At 60.9% G+C, this 22,828-nt stretch carries 12 protein-coding genes; 5 read left to right on the forward strand and 7 right to left on the reverse strand.

Annotated elements, in window-relative coordinates; translation table 11 throughout:
* Positions 1-110: 110 nt before the first annotated feature.
* The gene (locus DTI93_RS00445; RefSeq protein WP_249079292.1) at positions 111-1,199 is read left to right on the forward strand and encodes a GTP-binding protein; all 1,089 of its coding nucleotides are present in this window, start codon (positions 111-113) and stop codon (positions 1,197-1,199) included.
* Entirely contained in the window at positions 1,196-2,278 is a 1,083-nt protein-coding gene (locus tag DTI93_RS00450; protein ID WP_249079295.1) for a WD40 repeat domain-containing protein, read from the forward strand. The genes DTI93_RS00445 and DTI93_RS00450 overlap by 4 nt, the downstream gene beginning before the upstream one ends.
* A 48-nt stretch (positions 2,279-2,326) precedes the next feature.
* Here the strand turns inward: DTI93_RS00450 and DTI93_RS00455 are convergent, their stop codons facing one another.
* The 3 genes from DTI93_RS00455 to DTI93_RS00465 all read right to left on the reverse strand — a co-directional run bounded on the left by DTI93_RS00455 (position 2,327) and on the right by DTI93_RS00465 (position 5,872).
* Positions 2,327-3,682 carry a chloride channel protein gene (locus DTI93_RS00455; protein ID WP_052349166.1) on the reverse strand — a complete coding sequence of 452 codons (1,356 nt, stop codon included), beginning with the start codon at positions 3,680-3,682 and terminating at the stop codon, positions 2,327-2,329.
* A gap of 170 nt (positions 3,683-3,852) precedes the next feature.
* On the reverse strand, positions 3,853-4,803 hold the full coding sequence (locus tag DTI93_RS00460) for a cation diffusion facilitator family transporter (RefSeq protein WP_052349165.1): 951 nt from the start codon (positions 4,801-4,803) through the stop codon (positions 3,853-3,855).
* Positions 4,784-5,872 (reverse strand): cation diffusion facilitator family transporter, encoded by a 1,089-nt coding sequence (locus DTI93_RS00465; protein WP_249079297.1) that lies wholly within the window; start codon positions 5,870-5,872, stop codon positions 4,784-4,786. Before DTI93_RS00465 ends, DTI93_RS00460 begins: the two co-directional genes overlap by 20 nt.
* Positions 5,873-6,066: 194 nt before the next feature.
* On the opposite strand from DTI93_RS00465, the gene DTI93_RS00470 reads away from it, so the two are divergent.
* Together DTI93_RS00470 and DTI93_RS00475 are read left to right on the forward strand one after the other, a co-directional pair.
* On the forward strand, positions 6,067-7,683 hold the full coding sequence (locus tag DTI93_RS00470; RefSeq protein WP_248630563.1) for an NAD(P)/FAD-dependent oxidoreductase: 1,617 nt from the start codon (positions 6,067-6,069) through the stop codon (positions 7,681-7,683).
* Positions 7,684-7,934: 251 nt separating this feature from the next.
* On the forward strand, positions 7,935-15,326 hold the full coding sequence (locus DTI93_RS00475) for an autotransporter domain-containing protein (RefSeq protein ID WP_249079299.1): 7,392 nt from the start codon (positions 7,935-7,937) through the stop codon (positions 15,324-15,326).
* 114 nt (positions 15,327-15,440) lie between these two features.
* Here DTI93_RS00475 and DTI93_RS00480 read toward each other — a convergent pair whose 3' ends face one another.
* Positions 15,441-16,706, reverse strand: a complete 1,266-nt coding sequence (locus DTI93_RS00480; RefSeq protein WP_086431179.1) for an MFS transporter — start codon at positions 16,704-16,706, stop codon at positions 15,441-15,443.
* Positions 16,707-16,902: 196 nt separating this feature from the next.
* On the opposite strand from DTI93_RS00480, the gene hemA reads away from it, so the two are divergent.
* On the forward strand, positions 16,903-18,111 hold the full coding sequence (hemA, locus tag DTI93_RS00485) for a 5-aminolevulinate synthase (RefSeq protein ID WP_043560936.1): 1,209 nt from the start codon (positions 16,903-16,905) through the stop codon (positions 18,109-18,111).
* Here hemA and DTI93_RS09535 read toward each other — a convergent pair.
* The 3 genes from DTI93_RS09535 to DTI93_RS00500 form a co-directional block, all read right to left on the reverse strand.
* Positions 18,108-20,009 (reverse strand): ShlB/FhaC/HecB family hemolysin secretion/activation protein, encoded by a 1,902-nt coding sequence (locus tag DTI93_RS09535; protein ID WP_103765353.1) that lies wholly within the window; start codon positions 20,007-20,009, stop codon positions 18,108-18,110. The genes hemA and DTI93_RS09535 overlap by 4 nt on opposite strands.
* Positions 20,006-20,713, reverse strand: a complete 708-nt coding sequence (locus DTI93_RS00495; protein ID WP_043560931.1) for a hypothetical protein — start codon at positions 20,711-20,713, stop codon at positions 20,006-20,008. Before DTI93_RS00495 ends, DTI93_RS09535 begins: the two co-directional genes overlap by 4 nt.
* A 148-nt stretch (positions 20,714-20,861) precedes the next feature.
* Positions 20,862-22,553 (reverse strand): Hint domain-containing protein, encoded by a 1,692-nt coding sequence (locus tag DTI93_RS00500; protein ID WP_249079302.1) that lies wholly within the window; start codon positions 22,551-22,553, stop codon positions 20,862-20,864.
* Positions 22,554-22,828: the final 275 nt, after the last annotated feature.

Here is a 22,828-nt window from a genome sequence, read left to right on the forward strand (position 1 = left end):
ATATTGGGATAGGGGCGGCGGGTTATGCAACCACCTGTTCTTCTTTTTGGTTTTGAGACGGGAGAAGAGTATGCTCAGCTCAACTCTCAAGGAGAACAAGGACAGACATCATGGCTGATTCACAGACCAGAAAAATCCCCGTCACGGTTCTTACCGGCTTTCTGGGAGCGGGCAAGACCACGCTGCTCAACCACATCCTGACAGCCGATCATGGGCGGAATTACGCCGTGGTGGTCAATGAGTTTGGGGAGCTGGGCATCGACAATGATCTGGTGGTCGATGCTGACGAAGAAATCTTCGAGATGAACAATGGCTGCATCTGCTGCACGGTGCGGGGCGATCTCATCCGGATTCTCAGCCGTCTGCTGCGCCGCCGTGGCAAATTTGATGGCATCATCGTCGAGACTACCGGCCTGGCCGATCCGGCCCCCGTGGCGCAGACCTTCTTCGTGGATGAGGGCATCCGTGAAAAAGCCGAGCTGGATGCCGTCGTGACGGTCGTGGACGCCTACAACGTGCTCCAGACCCTCAAGGAAAGCCCGGAAGCCGTCAATCAGGTGGCTTTTGCCGATGTCATCATCCTGAACAAATGTGACCTTCTGGATGAGGCCGCACTGGCCGGGGTGGAGCAGAAGCTGCGGGCCATCAATTCCGTCGTGCGGATTCATCGGGCCGAGCGGGGCAAGGTGGCTCTGGATGACATCCTCAACCGTGGCGGGTTCGACCTCAGGCGTGCCCTGTCCACCATGCCGGACTTCCTTGAGGAGGACGGGCATGACCACCATCATCACGATCACGATCACGATCACGATCACGATCACGACCATTGCCATTGTCATGACCACGACCACCATCATGAGGCAGCCCACGGGCCGGGCGGGCATCATCACGCCCATAGCGAGGATGTGACGAGCCACTCCTTCACCGTCACGGAACCGCTGGATGAGGAACGTTTCCACGCCTGGATCGGCCTTGTCCTGCAGGAGCAGGGACCGGACATCCTGCGGGCAAAGGGCATCCTGCATTTCAGGGGCAAGGACGAGCGTTTTGCCTTCCAGGCCGTGCACATGATGGCGGATGGCGACTATATCGGGCCGTTCAGGGCGGGAGAGACGAAACAGTCCCGCATCGTGTTCATTGGCCGCAAGCTGGACTGTGCCCAGCTTCAGCGTGGCTTTGAAGGGTGCGTGGCCGTATGAGTGCGCCGCAGAGCAGGACCCTGTTGCAGACCCGTGGGGCCGAGCGTCAGTTTGAGGCTCCGATCACCGGCGTGCAGGCCAGCCGTGATGGCCGGACCTTTGCCGCCCTGACGATGGATGGAGAGCTCATCCTCATCTCCCGGGACGGCCTGCGGGCTTCCGAAGACTGGCAGTGCCTGTCTGTGCATGACGGGGCGGTGTCCCTTGCGCAGGGTTGCGGGAAGGACAGCTTCCTCAGTGGCGGGGAAGATGGCCGTGTCGTGGAAACACGGGCCGATGGCACCATGACAGACCGTCATGAGGGCCGTGGCTGGGTGGACTGTCTGGCCAGTACGCCTACCCACTGGGCCTGCGCCAGCAGGAAGGAGGTTCATCTCTACGCCCACGGCGCGGATGAACCCCTGAAGGTGCTGGAGCATCCTTCGGCCCTGAGCGGTCTTGCCTTCGATGCCAAAGGCAAGAGGCTGGCTGCCTCGCATTATAATGGCGTGTCCATGTGGTTCGTGCAGGCGAAGGACGCCAATGTCCGTTCGCTGGAATGGAAGGGCAGCCATACCGGGCTGTGCATCCATCCGGGCGGCGAGGCACTGGTGACGAGCATGCAGGAGAATGAGCTGCATGGCTGGCGTCTGTCTGACGGGCACAACATGCGCATGAGTGGCTATCCCCGCAAGATCGGGTCCATGAGCTTCACCCGCAAGGGTCGCTGGCTGGCCACATCAGGGGCGGATGCTGCCGTGCTGTGGCCGTTCTTCGGGGGGGGGCCGATGGGCAAGCCTCCCATGGAGCTGGCCCGCCTGCCGGGGCTGTTCGTGACCTGCGTCTGTGCCCATCCCACGGATGACATTCTGGCCATCGGGTTTGAGGATGGCACGGTCCTGCTGGCGGAAGTGCCCAATCATACTGACGAGGCTGCCGCAGGAGAGGGCCGCATCCTGCCACTCTGCAATGGCCAGCGTAGCGGCGGTACTGCCCGTGGTGCCGTGAACGCCATCGCCTTCACTCCGCAGGGGGGAGCTGTCATCTTCGGGACCGAAGAAGGACATGTCGGCGTGGTGGACTTGTCCGCTCAGGGCTGATGTCCTCAGGGATGGTCTGCCTCCAGTCCGGCAGACCATCTTTTTTTCTCAGTCCTTGGACTGTTTGTTCTCTTCGTGTTTCTTCTGGAGATACCCTTCCTGCCGGGCCATGAACTGGTCGGCCAGACGCCCGTAGAGGGAGTGGGGGCAGACCATGCGTGAGACACCAAAGGCCAGAAAAGCCGTGGCCAGCAGGGCCAGGGTGATCTGCTGGTTGTCGCACATTTCCATCACGATGACGGTGGCTGTCAGCGGGGACTGCACCACACCGGAGAAATAGCCGACCATGCCCAGCAGCACGACGGCTCCGGGGGCTGTGTGAGGCAGGAAGCGGGCAACCCAGCCCCCCACCGAGGCTCCTATGGAGAGGGACGGCGCAAACAGCCCGCCCGGTATGCCGGAGCAGTAGGAGATGATGGTGGCGGCATATTTCATCAGGAAATAGGACATGTGGGCATGGCGGGAGCCAGCCACCAGATGATGGGCCTGCACATAGCCCGTGCCGAACGTGTCACCGTGGCTGGCAAAGCCCAGCATGGCGAGGATGACCCCGCACAGGGCTGTGAACAGGATGGGCCGGTTCTTCTGGATGGACCCGATGAAACCGGGCAGACCCTTGCCGACCCGGATGAGAATGGTGGAGAAGAGTCCCCCGCCCAGCCCGCCGAGAATGCCGCAGGCCAGCACGGCAATCCAGGCCGTTCCGACGGGAACATCCACCGAGGCATGGCCGAAATAGGTATAGTTTCCGCCCGTCAGGACAATGGCTGTCACACCGGCGAGGACGACGCCCGTCAGCATCACGCCGGATGTCCGCTGCTGGAAGGAACTGGCCAGTTCTTCGATGGCGAAGACAATGCCAGCCAGCGGCGTGTTGAAGGCGGCGGCCACACCGGCAGCCCCGCCTGCCAGGATGACACCCCGACGGGTCGAGACGTTGGCATGGCCCAAGAAGCGGGAATAGGCGTTCATGATGGCCGCCCCGACCTGCACCGTGGGGCCTTCCCGCCCGATGGAGGCCCCGCAGAGCAGGCCGAGTGTGGTCATGCACACCTTTCCGACGGCAATGCGCAGGGCAAGGATGCGGTTGACGAGGGAGAAGTCCTCAATATGTAGCGTGGCGATGGTCTGCGGGATGCCGGACCCCTGCGCCCCGGGGAAGAAGCGTTTTGTCAGCCACATGGAGAGGGCCAGCCCGCTGGGAATGACAGCGAACATGACATAGGGATTCCAGTGCTGGAGGCCCATGCAGAGGGAGCTGGCATAGTCAGCCGCCCGGGCGAACAGCCACGCCGCAATGCCGACCGTGATGGCCCCGGCCCAGAAGATGAAGGTCCGTCGCCACTGCGAGGTGCGCATCCGGGCCGAACGGCGGAAATGCGTGATGCGGTTGCGCCGCCTCATGGCGTGGGGTGAACCGGGGGCAGGAGCGGGGGCGCTTTGGGAAGAATCGGACACGTCTGGGGTGGATCCGCCACAGGGCTGGGGGTGAAGAGGTCATGCCCTGTTTCGGACGGAGCCTTCCCTGCGGTCAAGGGGGGCCATGGTTTTGCATGGCAGATGTGACATGACGGTTACATGACGAGCACACCGCTGGCCCCGGGCTTGTGGCGTTTGGCGAGGTCCTCCGGCTCCACATGGATATGGATGGAGGAGCGGCCCAGCACGGCCCGGATGGCATTTTCGATCCGGTCGCAGATGTCGTGGGCGTCCGTGATGCGCATCTCATCCGGCACGATGAGGTGGAACTCCACGAAATAGAGGGACCCCACCCGCCTCATGCGGAGGTCGTGGGCCTCCAGTGCTCCCTGGCCTGCCTGCGTGATGGTCTGGCCGACCTCATGGACCAGTTCCGGCGGTGGAGCCTCGTCCAGCAGGCCGGTCATGGAATGGCGCATCATGCCGAAGCCGGTCCAGAGGACATTCAGGGCCACGAGGGCGGAGAGCAGCGGGTCCAGCCAGAGCCAGTGCAGCAGGGGGATGAGGCAGACACCGACCAGCAGGGCCAGGCTGGCCCAGACATCGGAGAGAACATGATCCCCGGCCGAACTAAGGGCCTGTGAGTGATGTGTCCGGCCCATCCGTCGCAGGATGAGGGCCCAGATGAGGTTGATGACCCCGGCAGAGGCATTGAGGAGCGCCCCCGGCAGGGGAGCTTCCGGGGCCTGTATGTGCAGGGCATCGTGCCCGGCAATGGCCAGGATGACCAGGGCCGTCAGCACCACCAGAACCCCCTCGATGACGGCCCAGACATATTCCGCCTTGCCGTGCCCGTAAGGGTGGTTGTCATCTGCCGGGCGGGCGGCAAAGGCCACGGCCCAGAGCGTGCCGACGGAGGCCAGAACGTTGAGGATGGTTTCGATGGCATCGGACAGCAGGGCACCGGAGCCGGAGACGGCCCATGCCGCATATTTGATGCCCAGCACCACGAGGCTGACGAGGATGGAAAGACGGGCCACCCGCAGGCGGAGTGGCGTGGTCGTGTTCTCCCTTGGCACGGCGCTTTCAGGCGTGGTGGTGGTCATGGGTGCAGTCCGTCTCTTTCGGGGCGGTGTGAGGGGTATTGCAGCCGGGTGTGGCGCAGCCGGCTCCTTCGGGCGGTTCCACCTGGAAGGTGGGATGGCCTATGGCGAATTCCTCCCGCAGCAGGATGGTCGCCCGGGCCAGAAGGTCGGACGTCCGGCTCTGGGCTTCCAGAATGGTGCAGTCTTCCGGCACGGGGTGGAGGACCAGATGGACCGTCAGGGCCGTCTCGGTCGTGCTGATGGGCCAGATGTGAAGGTGATGCAGGTCGGCAATGCCGGGCAGGCTCCGCAGGGCGTCTTCCACGGCACGGGGAGTGATGGTCTGCGGCACGCCATCAAGGGCCAGGCCGAGTGCATGGGTCAGCAGGGACCATGTCCCCCAGATGATGAGTCCCGACACGATGAGGCTGGCCAGAGGGTCGATGCAGGAGAAGCCGGTCAGCGTGATGAGGACACCGGCAATGACCACGCCCAGGGCCATGAGGGCATCGGAGGCCATGTGCAGGAAGGCCCCCCGCATGTTCAGGTCATGATGGGCACCCCGCATGAGCAGCAGGGCCGTTCCGCCATTGATGAGGATGCCGATGCCCGCCACGATGCTGATGGTCTGTCCCTGCACGGTCTCGGGATGGATGAGGTGCCAGATGGCCTGCCAGATGATGCCCCCGGTGACGAGCAGGAGGATGGTGGCGTTGAGCAGGGCCGTCAGGATGGTGGCGCGTTTCAGCCCGTAGGTGAAGCGTTCGCTGGGGGTGCGGCGGGCGAGTATCTGGGCCCCCCATGCGGCCAGCAGGCTCAGCACGTCCGAGAGATTGTGCCCCGCATCGGCCAGCAGGGAGAGGGAGTGGGCGGCGAAGCCCCATCCGGCTTCCCCGACGAGATAGAGCGTGTTGAGGATGATGGCGATGAGGAACGTGCCACCAAAGGAGGCCGGAGCGTGGACATGCCCGTGCCCGCCATGATGATGGTGTCCATGCCCATGCCCATGCCCGTCGTGGTGATCATGGTCGTGGTGGGAGCAGGCTGTGCCTTCTGCCGGCTCGTGTGGAGGATGGGGCGTGGTCGTCATGGAGGAACCCTGATAGGCACGAAGATGTATGAGGGGATGCAGTATAAGTTAGACCTATCCAGCTTTCACCATTTTTCTTGTCCTGTTTCACATGGAGCAGGGCAGGGACCGGGACCGGTGGCCTGTCTGTCCTCCCTGCTTGCCAGTGCCCCGGTGCTGGCTTTAAAGGAACGGGCATGACAGCCTTTTCCCCCATGCTCCGCCTCAGCAATCTTGCCCTTCCTCTCGACCACACGCCGGAAGCCCTCCGGGCCGCCATCGTGGCCCGTCTGGCCGTAAGGCCGGAGGAGCTGCTGGCCTATCATGTCTTCCGCCGGGGGCATGATGCCCGACGGCGGGGGAACATCCAGCTCGTCTATACGCTGGACTGTGAGCTGCGGGAGCTGGATGCCGTGCTGGCCCGTTTCAGCGGGGACCAGCATGTCCGTCCGACGCCGGACATGCGCTGGATTCCGCCCGTCCTGCCTTCTCACGCCGCCGGGCGCACGCAGCGGCCCGTCGTGATCGGGGCGGGGCCCTGTGGCCTGATGGCAGCTCTCGTGCTGGCCCAGGCGGGGCTGAAGCCGATCATCATAGAGCGTGGCCGGGCCGTGAGGGACCGTACGGTCGATACGTTCGCCCTCTGGCGGAAATCCCGCTTCACGGCAGAAAGCAACGTGCAGTTCGGTGAAGGGGGAGCCGGAACATTCTCCGATGGCAAACTCTATTCCGGCGTGTCGGATCCCCGCCATCTGGGGCGCAAGGTGCTGGAGGAGTTCGTGAAGGCCGGTGCGCCGGAGGAAATCCTGACCCTCTCCAAGCCGCATATCGGGACGTTCCGGCTCGTGACGGTCGTGCAGTCCCTGCGGGCGCAGATCGAGGAGCTGGGAGGGGAATACCGTTTCGAGACCCGGCTGGAGGGCATCGAGACGGCACCCTGTGAGGGTGGTGGCCGACAGGTGACGGGGCTGCGTCTCTCCACCGGGGAAGTACTGCCTGCTGACCGGGTGATTCTGGCGGTCGGTCATTCTGCCCGGGACACGTTCGCCATGCTGCATGAGGAAGGTGTGCCGATGCAGGCCAAGCCTTTCTCCATCGGAGTGCGGATCGAGCATCCGCAGGCGGTGATCGACGTGGCCCGGTTTGGCCCGCAGGCGGGGCATCCGCTGCTTGGTGCGGCTGATTACAAGCTGGTGCATCATGCCAGCACGGGGCGGGGTGTCTATTCCTTCTGCATGTGTCCCGGTGGGCAGGTCGTGGCGGCAACCTCGGAGAAGGATCAGGTCGTCACGAACGGGATGAGCCAGTATTCCCGGGCCGAGCGGAACGCCAATAGCGGCATCGTGGTGGAGGTCCGCCCCGGTGTCGATTTCCCGGATGAGCCGCTGGCGGGGATCGCCTTCCAGCGTCAGTGGGAGAAGGCGGCCTTCGTGGCAGGTGGCGGGGATTATCGTGCTCCGGCGCAGCGTGTGGGGGACTTCCTTGCAGGGCGGGCCTCCACCTCTCTGGGCACGGTCGTGCCCTCTTACCAGCCCGGTGTGACGCCGACTGACCTTTCCCGTTGTCTGCCGGATTTCGTGGTGGCCTCCATCCGGGAAGCCCTGCCCCGGTTCGAGCGCAGGATCAAGGGTTACAGCATGGATGATGCCGTGATGACCGGTGTCGAGACACGGACATCCTCGCCCTTGCGGATTGACCGTGACGCCACGGGCCAGAGTCCAGCTCTGCGGGGGCTTTTCCCTGCTGGTGAGGGAGCTGGCTATGCTGGGGGAATCCTCTCCGCCGGGATTGACGGCATCCGTGTGGCGGAGTGGCTGGTGGCCTCCCTGTGATGGGAGGCCAGATGGGAGCTCTGCGGGTTCCCTCATGAATATTGGAAATTATTTATTAATGAAACATATCATAATTACCTAACATAACAGAGCATATTAACATAAAATTAAAAGAAGTAATTTGTTAGTCAAGTTTCTGCCAAAGTTATGTGATAATTAGACCCTAATCACCAGGTACCGGTTTCCACAGTGGGCGGAGGTATACGCAGCACCTCCAGTTGCAACAGTGTGGATATTACAAGGATAAGCCGGTGTTGATTACTGGGCAGAGCGGGCAGGCCCCGCTGCGGTATCTGGCGAGCCACAAGGCAGGGTATCGCCGTTTTGGTTACATGTTGGCTCTGCTCAGCGGAGTATCCCTGGTCGCTGGGGTGGGCAGTGTGGCCCGTGCCGATGATGGTGCGTCTGTTTCTTCCGGAGACATGACGAACACTCAGACGCGCAATCTTCCCCAGGGAACGGAGGTCAAGGGGGACCTGTACCAGAAGGATGGTCAGCTCGGTCTGGATGGTACAAGCGTGGCTGGTACCCTGCATCTGGATGGGGGCACGGCCATTTTCGGGCATAGCGGGGCGAGCCATGGTGGTACGCTGGTGCAGTCCCTGGCAGGCAGTGCAGATGCCGTGCTCGACAAGGCGGGTGACAACACCAGTTACGTCATGACACCGTCCCCCGATCCGTCCGCCCCTTATCAGGGGGAGCTGGCGATCACCCAGGGTAAAGGGGAGACGTATGGCGGGTCCCTCAAGGGAACGGGTGTCCTGAGTCTGCTGTCTGGCACACAGGTGCTGACAGGCCAGAACCAGATCAACGGCACTGTGGACATCCGCAATGGTACGCTGATCCTGCGGGACAAAGGGTCCTTTTCCACGGCAAAAGGCAGTCCAACAGGTCCGCTGGATGTCGGTCTGGCACGGGGGAATGAGGGGCATCTGGTGCTGGAAGGTCCGGACGCCAGGATACAGCGGATGTCCGTCTTCATCGGTAACGGCGACCCGGCTTACGGTGGCAGGTCTGGCCCGATCGGGAAGAGCGATGCCACACTGACGGATGGGGCACAGATCAACAACCGTACCAACGAGGGCATGTATGTTGTCGTTGGCAATGACCAGAATGGTGAGCTGAACGTCGAGAACGGTTCCCGTGTTGAGGCTGATGAATTTTATGCCGCAGCCTCTCAGTCCCTGACTGGCACGGTGAATGTGACGGGCAGTGGCTCTGCCGTGGAAGCTACCAATGCCCACATCGGTAACGAGGGGACCGGTGTTGTGAATATCAGCGACGGTGCCAGCTTCCGCGCTGATGAAGCAAGGTTTGGCGAGGATGGCGGCAACGGGAGCCTCGTTGTCGGTGTCGATGGTACGGTGCAGAACGGCAACACGATCATCGGTGCTGGTGGCAAGGGGACCGTGACGGTTGATGGCGGGCGCTTCCAGAATGACGGGACGATCCGCTTCGGTGTGCCGGGGACCGGCGCAGCCTCCGATGGCACGCTGAATGTGCTGGATCATGGTGTGCTGGTAGCTGGTGATGATGGCTCTTCTCCTGCCATCGCCGCAGAGGACGGAGCCAAGGCTGCCATCAATCTTGATGCCGCCACGATACGGAACATCCAGGGGCGTGATTTCACCAGCACGGTTGCTGCCAATCTGACTGGTATGAACGAGTTCAATGTCCAGGACAGCAACACCATGTCATGGAAAGGCGGCCTGACGGGGGATGGTGGGGTCGACAAGACCGGCACGGGGACCCTGGGTCTTTCGGGTAATCTTGCCTACAAGGGCATGACGAACGTGGAAGCCGGTACCCTGTCCGTGACGGATGCGACGCTGTCGGGTCAGGTCATCAACCAGACCAACGGCACGTATGTGCAGAAGGGTGGTGAGCTGGACGGGACACTGGCCAATATCGGTACGGCGTCTGTTGATCATACCAACGTCAAGGGCGTGGTCACGAACAACAGCAGCTTTACGGCCACGGACAGCACGCTGGCCAATCTTGTCAATCTTGGTGGCAATGCGACCCTGAGGAACACGCTTGTTCATGAAGTGACCAGCACCGAAAAAAGCGTGCTGGACTTCAAGGATACGGTTGTTGATGGGCGGTTTGCGAATACCGGCAAGGTTCTGGCTGTCCATTCCAAGGTTCCGGGCCTCCCGTCCGCTGCGGACTCGGAGAGCAATTCGGACGTTCTGGCAGGCCGCAGTGGGGATTCCGGAGCAACGATCACCAACCGGATGGGGGATGAGGATGACCTCACCAACCGGGCGGGTTCCGTGCCCAGGAAGGGCAACTTCACCAATGGTGGTGATGCAGAGTTCTATGACAGTGAGCTGGCGACGTTCACCAACACGGGGACATTCCTTCTGGCGCAGAAGAGTGTCGTCAATGGTGATATCCTTCAGAATGACGGCAAGCTGACCCTTGATGATTCTCAGGTCAACGGCGTGCTTTTTGCCAGGGGCGGCACGTTTGACATTACCAGCGGTGGCGCCAGTGTAGAATCGCTTGCCGGTCGTGCGAATGGTCAGCTGGAAGGCACGCTGAACCTGACCAAGGCAGCTGACACCTATGCAGGCAACATCTCCGGCAATGGCGGGCTGACCATCTCCGGGGGACGTGAGACCCTGGCAGGCAACAACACCTACACGGGTGAGACCGATGTCACGCAGAATGGTGGCCTGACCCTGAAAGGGAGCCTTGCCAGTGCGCTGAACAATGCCGGAACGACAGACATCACTGGCGGACGTGTTGCTGGTACGACCACGAACAGTGGAACACTGACCGCCAGCAAGGCGACACTGGCTGATGTCACCAACGAATCCGGCGGGACCTTCAGTGCAGCGGGCGGGCAGCTGGACTCTGTCGTGAACAATGGCAACATGACGCTGGATCAGGGTGTCATTGTCCATGGGAGCATTGCCCAGCACGCAGGCGACCTGATGCTGGATGGTTCCAAAACAAAGGGCGTGCTGGCAGCTCATGGTGGCCAGCTCACCATCGGTAATAACGGCTTCACCGCCGGATCTCTTGAAGGGAGCGGCAATGCCCAGTTGGAAGGCACGCTGAACCTGACCGATGCCAGCAGTACCTATGCCGGTAGCATGGGTGGCAATGGCGGGCTGACGGTTTCTGGTGGGCACGAAGTCCTGACAGGCAATAACAGCTATTCTGGCAACACTCTCGTGCAGACGGGCGGGCAGCTCGATGTGAACGGTGACAACAGCGCCGCCAAGGGTCTGACATCCGTTACCGATGGCGCTACGCTGCGCGGTACGGGGACGATCGGTGGCGATGTGAATATCGGCTCTGGCGGGACACTGGCCGCCGGGACGGCTGAGGCGCCGTCCACACTGACCGTCAACGGGAGCCTGAATCTGGCCGATGGGTCCCGTCAGGTTTTCCGTCTGGGGCAGGCTGATACGGAAGGTGGCGCCTACAACGACTTCATCAACGTCAAGGGGAACCTGGCGCTTGGTGGCACGCTGTCCATCCAGCCGGTTGATGCTGGTCCGGATGTGAATAATTCTTCGCTGATGGCCGGTCTGTACCGTCTGTACAGCTACGGTGGTGTGCTTTCTGGAACCCAGCAGTCGGTTGACGTGGCCTCCAAGCCTCTTCCAGAGGGGATGGTTGTCCAGACATCCATCGACCATCAGGTCAACCTGGCGGTCAATACAGGTGGATTCAACTACTGGGATGGTGGCAGCAGCGCCCATCGCTCCGATGATGGAAGGGGTAATGGCCGCATTGACGGTGGGGATGGTGTCTGGACGGCGGCAAGACCGCAGGGCACACCCAGCTGGGCTACAGCCGACGGCTCTGCCAACGGCCAGTGGCAGAATGGCAACATGGCCATTTTTGCAGCCTCTGCCGGTACGGTCCATGTCAATGACAAGGCCGAGGATGGCACGCAGGCTCCGGTCATCTTCTCCGGTGCCCAGTTTGCCAACCTTGATGGCAAGAATTACCTCGTGACAGGCGACAACCTGTATGCCTCCACCGGCAAGACGGTCATCCGTGTGGGTGACGGGACGTCTTCTGGCAAGGACATCACGGCAGAGATCGCTTCTGTCATTGATGGCAGCAAGGTTGATGGCGGCACAGGGCTGGAAAAGACGGACCTTGGTACGCTCATCCTCAGCTCCGACAATGACTTTGCAAAGCCGACCCATGTTGAGGCTGGCACGCTCCAGCTCGGCAATGGTGGGACGACAGGGTCTGTCGGCCAGCAGGACATTGTCAATGACGGGACTCTGGCTGTGGATCACAGCAATGATGTCACGTTGGGTCAGACGATCTCCGGTACCGGCTCCTTCGTCCAGAAAGGGCAGGGCACGACAACGCTCAGCGGGGCGAACAGCTACACGGGGGATACGGATGTCCAGAACGGTCGTCTGAACCTGACAGGGTCCCTTGCTGGCAAGCTGAACAACGCTGCAGCGACTGACGTCAATGGTGGCAAGGTTGCAGGGACCACGACCAACACTGGTACCCTGACGGCACAGAACGCCACGCTGGCCGATGTTGCCAACCAGGCTGGTACGGCCTCTCTGGCAGACAGCACGGCTGGTCACGTGACCAACGCTGACGGGGCGACCTTCAAGGCGACGGGTGGCACTCTGGCCTCTGCGGACAACAGCGGCAACATGACGCTGGGTGCAGGCAACCATGTCACGGGTGATGTCACCAACAGCAGGGGTGACCTGACCCTTGACGGGAACCAGATTGCCGGGACGACGGCCAACCATGGTCAGTTGGCGGCACAGAACGCCACGCTGGCCGATGTTGCCAACCAGGCTGGTACGGCCTCTCTGGCGGACAGCACGGCTGGTCACGTGACCAACGCTGACGGGGCGACCTTCAAGGCGACGGGTGGCACTCTGGCCTCTGCGGACAACAGCGGCAGCATGACGCTGGGTGCAGGCAACCATGTCACGGGTGATGTCACCAACAGCAGGGGTGACCTGACCCTTGACGGGAACCAGATTGCTGGGACGACGGCCAACCATGGTCAGCTGACGGCACAGAACGCCACGCTGGCCGATGTTGCCAACCAGGCTGGTACGGCCTCTCTGGCAGACAGCACGGCTGGTCACGTGACCAACGCTGACGGGGCGACCTTCAAGGCGACGGGTGGCACTCTGGCCTCTGCGGACAACAGCGGCAACATGACGCTGGGTGCAGGCAACCATGTCACGGGTGATGTCACCAACAGCAGGGGTGACCTGACCCTTGACGGGAACCAGATTGCCGGGACGCTGGCGGCCAATGGCGGATCTTTCAGCGTCACGGATCATGGTTCTGATGCCGGCTCCCTTGCCGGGTCTGGAAATGGTGTTCTCAATGGCACCCTGACTCTGACCAATGCCAAGGATACCTATGCCGGGTCCCTGTCCGGCAATGGCGGGCTGACACTTTCCGGTGGTCATGAGACGTTGACAGACCAGTCCCATCTTGGGGGGCCTGTCTCCGTGGCTGGTGGTACGCTGGCTCTGGCCGGGGCGAAGGCTCAGCTGACGACAGACAGTAGTGTGAAGATTGGTGCAGGCAAGGCGGGTGACGTCAGCCTCTCTGATGGTGCAGCTCTCCACAGCCATGGCCCGGTCGTGTTTGCCAAAGCGGAGACAGCTCCGGCTGATGGCACCGACGCCAGACTCGATGTGCTGAGTGGCAGCAGGCTGAGTGCTGGTGATGTTGACGGCAAGCCCGGCTTGGTGGCCGAAGAGGGTGCCAAGGCCCAGCTGACGCTGGATGGCGGTACGCTCCAGAACATCAAGGGTTCTGATCTGACCAGCAACGTGAATACGGCCATCGGCTCCAAGGGGGCAGTGTTCGACGTGCAGGATGAGAACCGGATGACACTGGGCAATAATGTCGTCCTGACGGATGATGGCAGTGCCGGTGATCATGCCCTGACCAAGACGGGCACCGGGGTGCTCACGTTTGCTGGTGATGGTTCCAGCTTCAATGGTCCGACGGACATCCAGTCCGGAGACATGATTGTTGATGGCAACATGGGCCATTCTGCCATGACCGTGCAGCATGGTGCCGTTCTGGCCGGTAATGGCTCCGTGGGCAGCACGGTCGTGTCCAGCGGCGGTATGCTGGGAGCTGGCAACGAGACAGATGCGGGTGCCCTGCATGTCATGGGTGATCTGACCATGGCCAAGGGCTCGGTCCTGTCCATCCGCGGGAGCAATGAGGCGACCGGGCGTCAGCTGGTCGCACCGGACGGCTTCTCCTACAGCGAGCTGAAGTCTGACCAGGTTCTGGTCTCAGGCAAGGCGGACCTCCAGGGGGGTACGCTGGCTCTGAAGGTGAAGGACCCGACGGCCCTGAAATATGGTCAGGCCTACCATGTGCTGACGGCCAATGGTGGCGTGAATGGTCATTATGATGACCTGGAGACCAATATCGGTCAGGATTACGCCTATCTTGATCCTCGTCTTGTCTATCAGGGCAATGATGTGGATGTGATGCTGCGTCGTTCCATCCATGGTTTCGAGTATGTGGGCCAGACCCGCAACGAGATCGCTGCCGGGGAAGGGCTGAACCATATCTCCGAAAACAGTGATCTGGCCAAGGCCATGACGGTCCTGACAAAAGACCAGGCCCGTCATGCGCTGAACAACCTGTCTGGTGAGCTTCACGCCTCCATCCGTACAGGGTTGATCCAGGACAGCTTCTATATCCGCAATGCAGCCCTGAACCGTCTGGCTGCGGCCGACTGTGACTATGGTCACAATGGCCAGAGCTTCTATGACCTGAAGACACGCAGGAAGGATGGCGCCTGCTATTCCGATCATGCGGTCCTGTGGGGGCAGGCCTATGGTGGCATGGGCTTCAACAGTGGGGACGGCAATGCTGCCCTCATGCACCATAACACCGCAGGCTTTGTCATCGGGGCGGATGGGCCAATCAACCATAGCAACTGGCGTGTTGGCGGGCTAATCTCTTACGGTCATTCCCAGTTCAACGTTCAGCGTGGTCGTTCCTCCTCGGCCAACAGTAACAATATCAGCATTGGTGCCTATGCCGGGACGCACTGGGGTCGCCTGAATCTCCGCTTCGGGGCCATCTATAGCTGGAACGTCATCAATACCCATCGTCATGTTGCCGTGGGTGATTATGGCGGGCGTCTCAGCAGCAGCTATCTGGGTGGTACGGCCCAGGGCTTCGGGGAGCTGGGTTACAAGTTCCGTGGGGAACGCAGCATGTTCGAGCCGTTCATGAACGTGGCTTATGTGAACATGCAGAGCGACAGCTATCGTGAGCATGGCAACGAGGCTGCCCTGCACAGCCACGGGACGGATACGGGTGTGACCTTCTCGAGCTTCGGCTTCCGCACGGCAACGACTGTAGGCATTGGCAAGGCGGTCTTCATGCCGCACCTGTCCGCTGCATACCGTCATGCCTTTGGTCGGACGGGCTCCCGCCAGCGTGAGACCTTCGCCATGGGTAGTGGTGCCGGTGACATGGATGTGGCCGGTGTGCTGCTTTCCAGAAATGCGGCCGTCGTGCAGGCTGGTGTGACCGCCCGGGTGAGCGAGCGTGTTGACTTGGACCTGTCCTATATCGGGCAGTATGGCAACCAGTCCACCGAGAGTGGTGGGACAGGGTCCGTCAAGGTCCGCTTCTGAGAGGCGGACCGGGGGACATCTCCTGCTGGAAGGAACGGGGTGGGGCGCAGGCTCCACCCCGTTTTTTCATGCCCTTCTGCCAGGGAGAAAGGCCTTCAGGGAAGGCGGAACGGTTCAGAAATCCTGCACGTCTTTCGGGCGGAAGACTGTGATGCCGAGGCTGATGAAACTTCCCGAAAGAACGCAGAGGATGGCGGCAGCAGGCAACCCTCCTGCCAGCAGCGGAGCAAGGGAGGGGACCAGCCGCCCGGCCACACCCTGCCCCAGAGAGCCGACAGCATAGCTGGTGCCCATGCCTGCGCTGCGGCCTGCATCGGGGAAGCGCTGGGAGAGATAATGGGGCACCAGAGCATAGATACCGGAGGCCGCTGCCCCGATGAAGAAGGCGGAGGCCAGCAGGATGGCCCATGGTCCAGCTGTGAGGAAGGGGATGATCAGCAGCATGACAGCTCCGAGCGCCACCCGCATGACGAGCCCTTCCCCGAAGCGGGTTGCCAGTGCCCCGCAGAGGATCTTCCCGGCAAGCGAGCCGAGGCAGTAGAGGGCCACCGGCCAGAAGATGAGCTGGGGGCTGAGATGGTGGTTGTCCCGCAGGATGGCAGGATAGAATGTGTAGAGGGCGGCCTTCTGGAACTCCAGAAAACACATGAAGGCAATGGCCTGGAAGGCGGCGCCGTTCCAGAACTGCCGGGCAGTCTGCCAGAAAGAGGCGGCCGGTTCTGCCGGAGCCTGATCGTGCTGACGCTTTTTCTCTTCCTGCGCAGCGAGCCAGAGAGGGCTTTCCTTCACCCTGAAACGGATGAAGAAGATGAGCAGGGCAGGCAGCAGCCCGATGAAAAACATGACACGCCAGCCATGATGGGGCAGGATGAGGGCCTGTGCTCCGGCCGCTGCCATATAGCCGATTTCGTAACCGGCCATCATGGTGGCGGAGGCCAGAGGCCGCAGCGGGCCGGGAACACTTTCCATCAGCAGGGTGGCGGAGGCCGTCCATTCTCCACCAAAACCGATCCCGAACAGGAATTGTGTGATGACCAGCGTGGTGATGCTGTGGGTTGTCCCCGTGAGGGCGGCAAAGAGGGCGAAGAAGAGGATGCCGAGCGTGAAGGCAGGCTTGCGGCCGAAACGGTCGGAGAGCCAGCCCCAACCCGTGTTGCCTACGGCCCGTCCCAGAGCCTGTGCCAGAAAGACACTGCCAAGGGCGGCCAGCGTGCAGCCGAAATCCCGGGCAATGTCGGGCAGGGTGAACATCAGGGTTGTCTGGTCAAAGGCATCGAGAAACCAGCCGCTGAAAGCAGCAAGGGTGACCTGCCAGTAAGGCAGCAGGGCGCTGAATCCGGGCCGGCCACCCGGAGAGGAGGAAGAAGCGGAAACAGGCAAGACAGGCCTCCGGCAAACGATGTTCCCCGCCTGGGGAGATATGGAGCCACCAGCTATAGAGGAGTGGGTAAAAAAACTGTAGCCAGACAGTCCTGTTTAATGGGTCCTGTAACCATGTTTTCGTTTATAACAGTGTTTAAACCTTGCTTTCTGGGGGGCGGACCATAAATTGATGACCCTGAGGAGAGCAATGTCTATGAATTATGATACCCTGTTCCAGAATGCGCTGGATGGCCTCCGGGCTGATGGCAGCTACCGTTATTTTGCGGAGCTGGAACGTCACGTCGGCAGGTTTCCCAAAGCCTTCCACCATGGCGTTGGGCGTGATGTAACGGTCTGGTGCTCCAACGACTATCTGGGTATGGGGCAGCACCCCGCAGTGCTGGAGGCCATCCATAAATCTCTGGATGAAAGTGGTGCAGGTGCAGGCGGGACACGGAACATCTCCGGCACCAACCATCATCATGTCCTGCTGGAAAAGGAGCTGGCCTCCCTGCATGGCAAGGAAAGTGCCCTGCTTTTCAATTCCGGTTATCTCTCCAACTGGGTGACGCTGGGCACGTTGGCCGCACGGCTGAAAGGCTGTGTCGTGCTGTCTGATGAACTCAATCATGCCTCCATGATCGAAGGCATCCGCCATTCCCGTGCGGAGAAACGCATCTTCAGGCACAATGATCTTGAAGACCTTGAGGCCAGGCTGAAAGAGCTGCCTCTGGATACGCCGAAGATCATCGCCTTCGAGTCCGTCTATTCCATGAATGGCGACATTGCTCCGATTGAAGAAATCTGCGATCTGGCCGACCGTTACAACGCCATGACCTATCTGGATGAGGTCCATGCCGTGGGCATGTATGGCCCGCAGGGTGGCGGCGTAGCGCAGGAGCGTGGTCTGGAACACCGGCTGACCGTCATCGAGGGGACGCTGGGCAAGGCCTATGGCGTGGTGGGGGGCTATATCGCAGCCTCTGCTGCCCTGTGTGATTTCGTGCGCTCTTTTGGCTCAGGCTTCATTTTCTCCACCTCCCTGCCGCCGATGATTGCGGCGGGTGTGCTGGCCAGTGTCCGGCATCTGCGCCACAGCGATGCCGAGCGCAAGGGGCAGCGGGAGGCCGTGGCCCTGCTGAGGAAGAAGCTGGACGAGGTGAAAATCCCCTACATGCCTGGTCAGTCGCACATCACGCCCGTCATGGTGGGAGATGCCACCCTCTGCCGTGAGCTGACGGACAGCCTGCTGAAGCGCTTCGGCCATTATCTCCAGCCTATCAACTATCCGACCGTCCCCCGAGGGACGGAGCGCCTGCGCCTGACCCCGGGGCCGCTCCATACGGAAGAGGAGCTGACCTCTCTGGTCAGTGCGCTGGACACGCTCTGGACAGAACTGAAACTGCCCCGTTCGGAGGCTTAAAAGCCTCCGACAATCTGAAAGTCGCAGAAGGTCCCACGACGGTTTGCCAGTTCCGTCGTGTGGATGCGGCGTAGGCGGATGCCAGCATCAAAAGTGACGTTGATGTGCTGGTTCAGACTGCCGGTAAGGTCGGCGCCCACGCTGGCGAGGGTGGCCGCCCGGGCGCCCGTGCCCACATGGTGGACCTGCCGGTTGTCCGCCCAGTCCCAGAAGATGCCAAGCTTGTTGCTGTCCGGCTGTCCCGGTGTGGGCAGGTGAGCCAGCTGGAGCAGGGAGAGAGCGGGAGTGAAGACTTCCTCGCTGACGGCATTGCCGTTGCTGCCGAAGGATGTATTGGCAAAATAGCCACGGGCATTGCCCATGCCGCCGATCATGAGCTGTTCACTATAGAGCAGGTTCTTGCTGGCCCGCTGGAATGTTACCTTCGTTGTGGAAGAAAAGCCGTAGGGCAGGTTCTGTGTCCGGGTGAGCATCAGCCGGTCATAGACATAATTGGGGCTGGAGAGAGGGAAGATGCTCTCATAGGCTCGCCGCGTATCATTTTTCATCAGGCCGCCGGGACCGTAGAAAAACTGGTTGTTGATCTGCGTCTGTCCCCACGGGTCCTGTATGGACCCTGTATAGCCCACGACAAACTGGGCCGTGGCGGCTTTGGAGAGCGTGATGGTGTGGGCATGGTAGAACTGGTCGGAATGGGTGTTTTTCCAGTCAAAACCGAGCTGGATCATGCCGTCCAGCCCGGCATCCCGGCCAAGGGCAATATGGTCGAACATGTGCAGCCAGCGCAGTGAAACCTGCCCGCTGAGACCCCGGTTGATGAGGCCCGGCGTGTTGCTGGTCGGGTGGGAGAGGGCATAGTTCCCGAAAATCTGCAAGGCATTATGGCCGAGGAGCGGGATGGTCCAGCTGCCCGTGTGGTTGTCGAACCGGTTCATGAAGGTGCGGTTGAACTGGTAGGTCAGTATCTGCCCCAGCCCGAAAGCATTGCCCCATGAGGCCCCCGTGTACCAGTTGAGCCGGCCCAGTGAGCGGTCCGCCTGATTGTTCATGGCGGCATAGCCATAGACGGGAAAGCGGTCTGTCACGTTGATGTCCACATCCGTGCTGCCGGGGTGGCTGCCGGGGCGGTAGATGAGGTCCGCCGTGCGGAAGGGGTTGAGGTTCAGCCAGTCCAGGTCTGTCTGGAGGGCCGTCAGGGCCATGGTCTGGTTAGGAGTGAGGTTGCTGGCCTGCCGGACCTGCCAGGCAGGCGTCCAGCGGTTGCCATGCACGGTGATGCGGTCAAGCCGGTATTCCGAGACATCAATATGCAGCACGCCCCCGTGTACACGCTGGGGAGGTACGGTGATGCTGATGAAGGCCCGGTCATGCTGGCGGAAGAAGATGGCGATGGCTCCCGTCAGCTCATGCATTTTCTGGAATGTCAGAGGATGGCCGATATAGGGGAGGATTACCCGATAGAGACCGGGTGCGTGGCTCAGCTTCAGCCCTTCGGAAGAAATGGGCTGCTGGGCTGTTCTGCTGCCTGTATGGCCTGCCGGCTGCAGGATGACGGCCTGGAGGCGGGGCAGGGCGAGAGTGTCTTCCAGATGAGGGGTCGGGTTGGGGCCCGCAGTCCCCGGCTGGAGAGGGATGATGGGGTGGGATGATGGTGTACGGCTGGTATCCGGTTCGGTCCCTCTGGTATCGGCAGAGGGACTGCCGATCGTATGATGATTGAAAAACCCCAGGGGGGTGGGCAGGGCTGTAGCCGGAATCCCGGCGGGGGTGCTGGCCGGAGGAATGGTCTGGGCCATGGCTGTTCCCGGTAGAAACAGGGCCGCCAGAGCCATGGCGGACCCGCAGGACGGGAAAGAGAGGACGGGCAGGGCGAAAAGACGGAACGGGCTGACGGTCACGGGGCAGCAGCACCGGGGAGAGCACTGTTGCGCAGCTCCACATCTCCATCAGGCAGGGTCTCCGCCTTGTTGACGGGAATTTCGCTGGAGCGGTTTCCTGCAAGGGTAAAGGCATTCCCGTCGGCACTGGCCAGGCTGGCGGCGGCATCCAGCGTCAGGGCGCTGTCGCTGGAGCCGGTGCGGGCGCAGGGTTCCGGGAGAATGTAAAGCCCGGTCGGGCCGAAGGAGGCATTCAGGGTGGCACGGCGTGCCCTGGGCGCCTTGGGGTCTGTCGTGGTCAGGTCGGGCTGGGCGCTGACTCCGATGGTTACCGTCTCGAACCCTTTGCCGTGTCTCAGCGTGCCGAAGCGGTACGGCGTGTGTGGCCCTGCAGTTTTCATGGAGGTTGGCAGATGGGCCGTGCCCGGTGTCTGGCACCCGCCGGGAGAGACAAGCAACCCGTTGGGCGCTGTGACCGTGCCATCCGCTGCAATATGGTAAAGTTCCCCGGTAAGGCTGGTCTGGTTCTTTATGGGGGAATGGGTGTTGCCCACGACACTGTCGAGCATCGTGTTGGCGGTGGTTGCGCTCCGGGCGCCCGGGGAATAACCGGCCACCGGTGTGCTCTGGCCCAATGCTGATTGGGGAGCAGAGACATACAGTACACCGCCAGCCAGCAGGGCAGGCAGGATTCTGGTCAGAATGGCTGTGGTGCAGGCACCCATGACAGATGACCCCCCTTGGTGGACAGACAATGCAGCCGTTCACGGACAGGGGATGTATAAAGTATCTTTCATGAGTGGCAAAGTATTTCGGGGAAGTGGGAACAGTCCCGGCCTGTCCCGATATGGTCGGGACAGGCCGGGAGGGGCCTCATCTCTGTGCCACACTTTCAGGCAGGGCAATGGTTGGCTGGGCTATCCCGGCCTCATCAACATAGGGCCCTTCCGCCAGGAGCTGGATGCTCAGCATGTCCCGCTCATGAATGGTGGGAAACTCTTCCAGAGAGAGGAGGGCGTTGCCGTTTGTCCAGCGGCAGGGGCTGTTCTCCACCACATCCCAGCCGGAAGCGTGGGGATCCAACATATGGGATGTCAGGCGGTGGGTCTGCTTTTCCTGGTACAGCTCCACGGCACCGACGAGGACACCGAGGAAACGGCGGTCATCCACATAGGGGCCGATGGTGTCGCAGGGGCGGCTTGTGCGGGAGCGAAGGTAAAGGGCTGTCACGCCTTCCGGCAGAAGGAAGATGGCCCGGTCCTGTATCCGGCGGACAGGGTAGAGAACGTCCCCGGCATTGGTGACCAGATGGAAGTCTGAATCCTGCACCAGGGAGACAGGTGGTACCTGCCGGGCAAAACCGAGGGCACGCGCCCGCTCGTCCAGCGCCTCATGCAGTGGCTGGATGGAGGCGGTATCCACGGTCAGCGGAGCGCAGGCATCCTTTTCCCAGCTCTTGGAGGGCGGGAAAGCCACGACATTTCCTTCCTGGAGGAAAGTCATCTCATGGAAATTGCGGCGGCTGCTGCCGCTGAGATAACTTTCCGTCATCACGCTGTTGGCACGGACGATGCTGTGCTCTGCCGTCTCAAAGTGATAATAGTCGTAAGAGAGACGTTCACGGTCATAGTGGATGGAGCGGTGATTGACGAGCATCCGCACCGGGACGAAATGGCCATCAAGATAGAGCGTGTGCTCTGATGTTACATACAGGTCGGCATCAGGGCAGCCATCTCCCAGTGCATTTTTTCTGATGCAGACGGCATAGCCTGCCCGGTCATCCGGCAGATGGGGCTGGACATCGATACGGCCCCGCCCTGCCCATGTTATGGGCTCCAGCTTCTGGTTGCCGTCAGGGCCGGTCAGGACGAGGTCACCGACAGCGAGAGTTTCGACAGCCCGAGGTCCAGCATCCGTCATGATCATGGACCCGGGGAGGAAGCAGGCAATGTCGATGTTGGTGACGCCGGTGTCAAAGGTCCAGTCGACATTGCTGAGTGTTACAGGCGATCCCGGTGTCGCTGGGCTGCCCTGATTCAGGGAATCAAAGCCCGTATTGGGGACAAGCTGTAGATAGAGATAATGCTTCCCGGTTTGGACGGCTGCTGCCAGATTGGACAGGCCAAGATACGTCTGTTGTTCGTCAGGAGGAAGAGGGGCATACTGTTGCCCGTCCCCTATCTGTTTTATGAATTGAACATTCTTTATCGCAAACTCTGCAACGACAGAAGGAGTTGGAGGAATGACATCCATGTAGGTAAACGAACCTACATAAGACAGGTACGTTACAGCAAAAACATTTGTGTTGGGGATATGCATGAGGACAACAGCCTTGTCTCCCGACTGGCTTATGTTCACGCCCTGGACCATGGCCAGCTGATATATCGGCTGGGCAGAAGTGAGCTGGTTTGTTGCAGTGAGCCGGGTGTTGAAAACGTTCCCGGTTGCTGGGTTCGGGAGGGTCTCCGGACCAAACCAGAAGCCGGGGAGACCAGTAGTATTGCCGCCCCCTGTATCAGGAGACAGGTTGGAGTACTTCTGTGGTTTTTCCCATGTGATTGACATGACTGTTCTCCAGTGGGGTGCAGACCGTCGATGATTCTGTACGAAATAGGGAGATGATGATGAGGCTCTGTGGTATTTTTGTGGTGTAATTTCAGCGATGATATCTGAATTCCTTGAATGGTATTAGAAAAAGAAAAGATTTTCCTGTTAATGAATTGTACTATTTTTCACTAATATAGTATTAATCAATTTATTATTGAATTTTTATTAATTTCTGTTCCTCCCTTGAATGTGAGTAACAGACCTGTGTGCCCTCTCCTCTTTTGCAGGAGGGG

This window comes from Parasaccharibacter sp. TMW 2.1884 (assembly GCF_023337695.1).
GTDB classification, from domain to species: domain Bacteria; phylum Pseudomonadota; class Alphaproteobacteria; order Acetobacterales; family Acetobacteraceae; genus Bombella; species Bombella apis.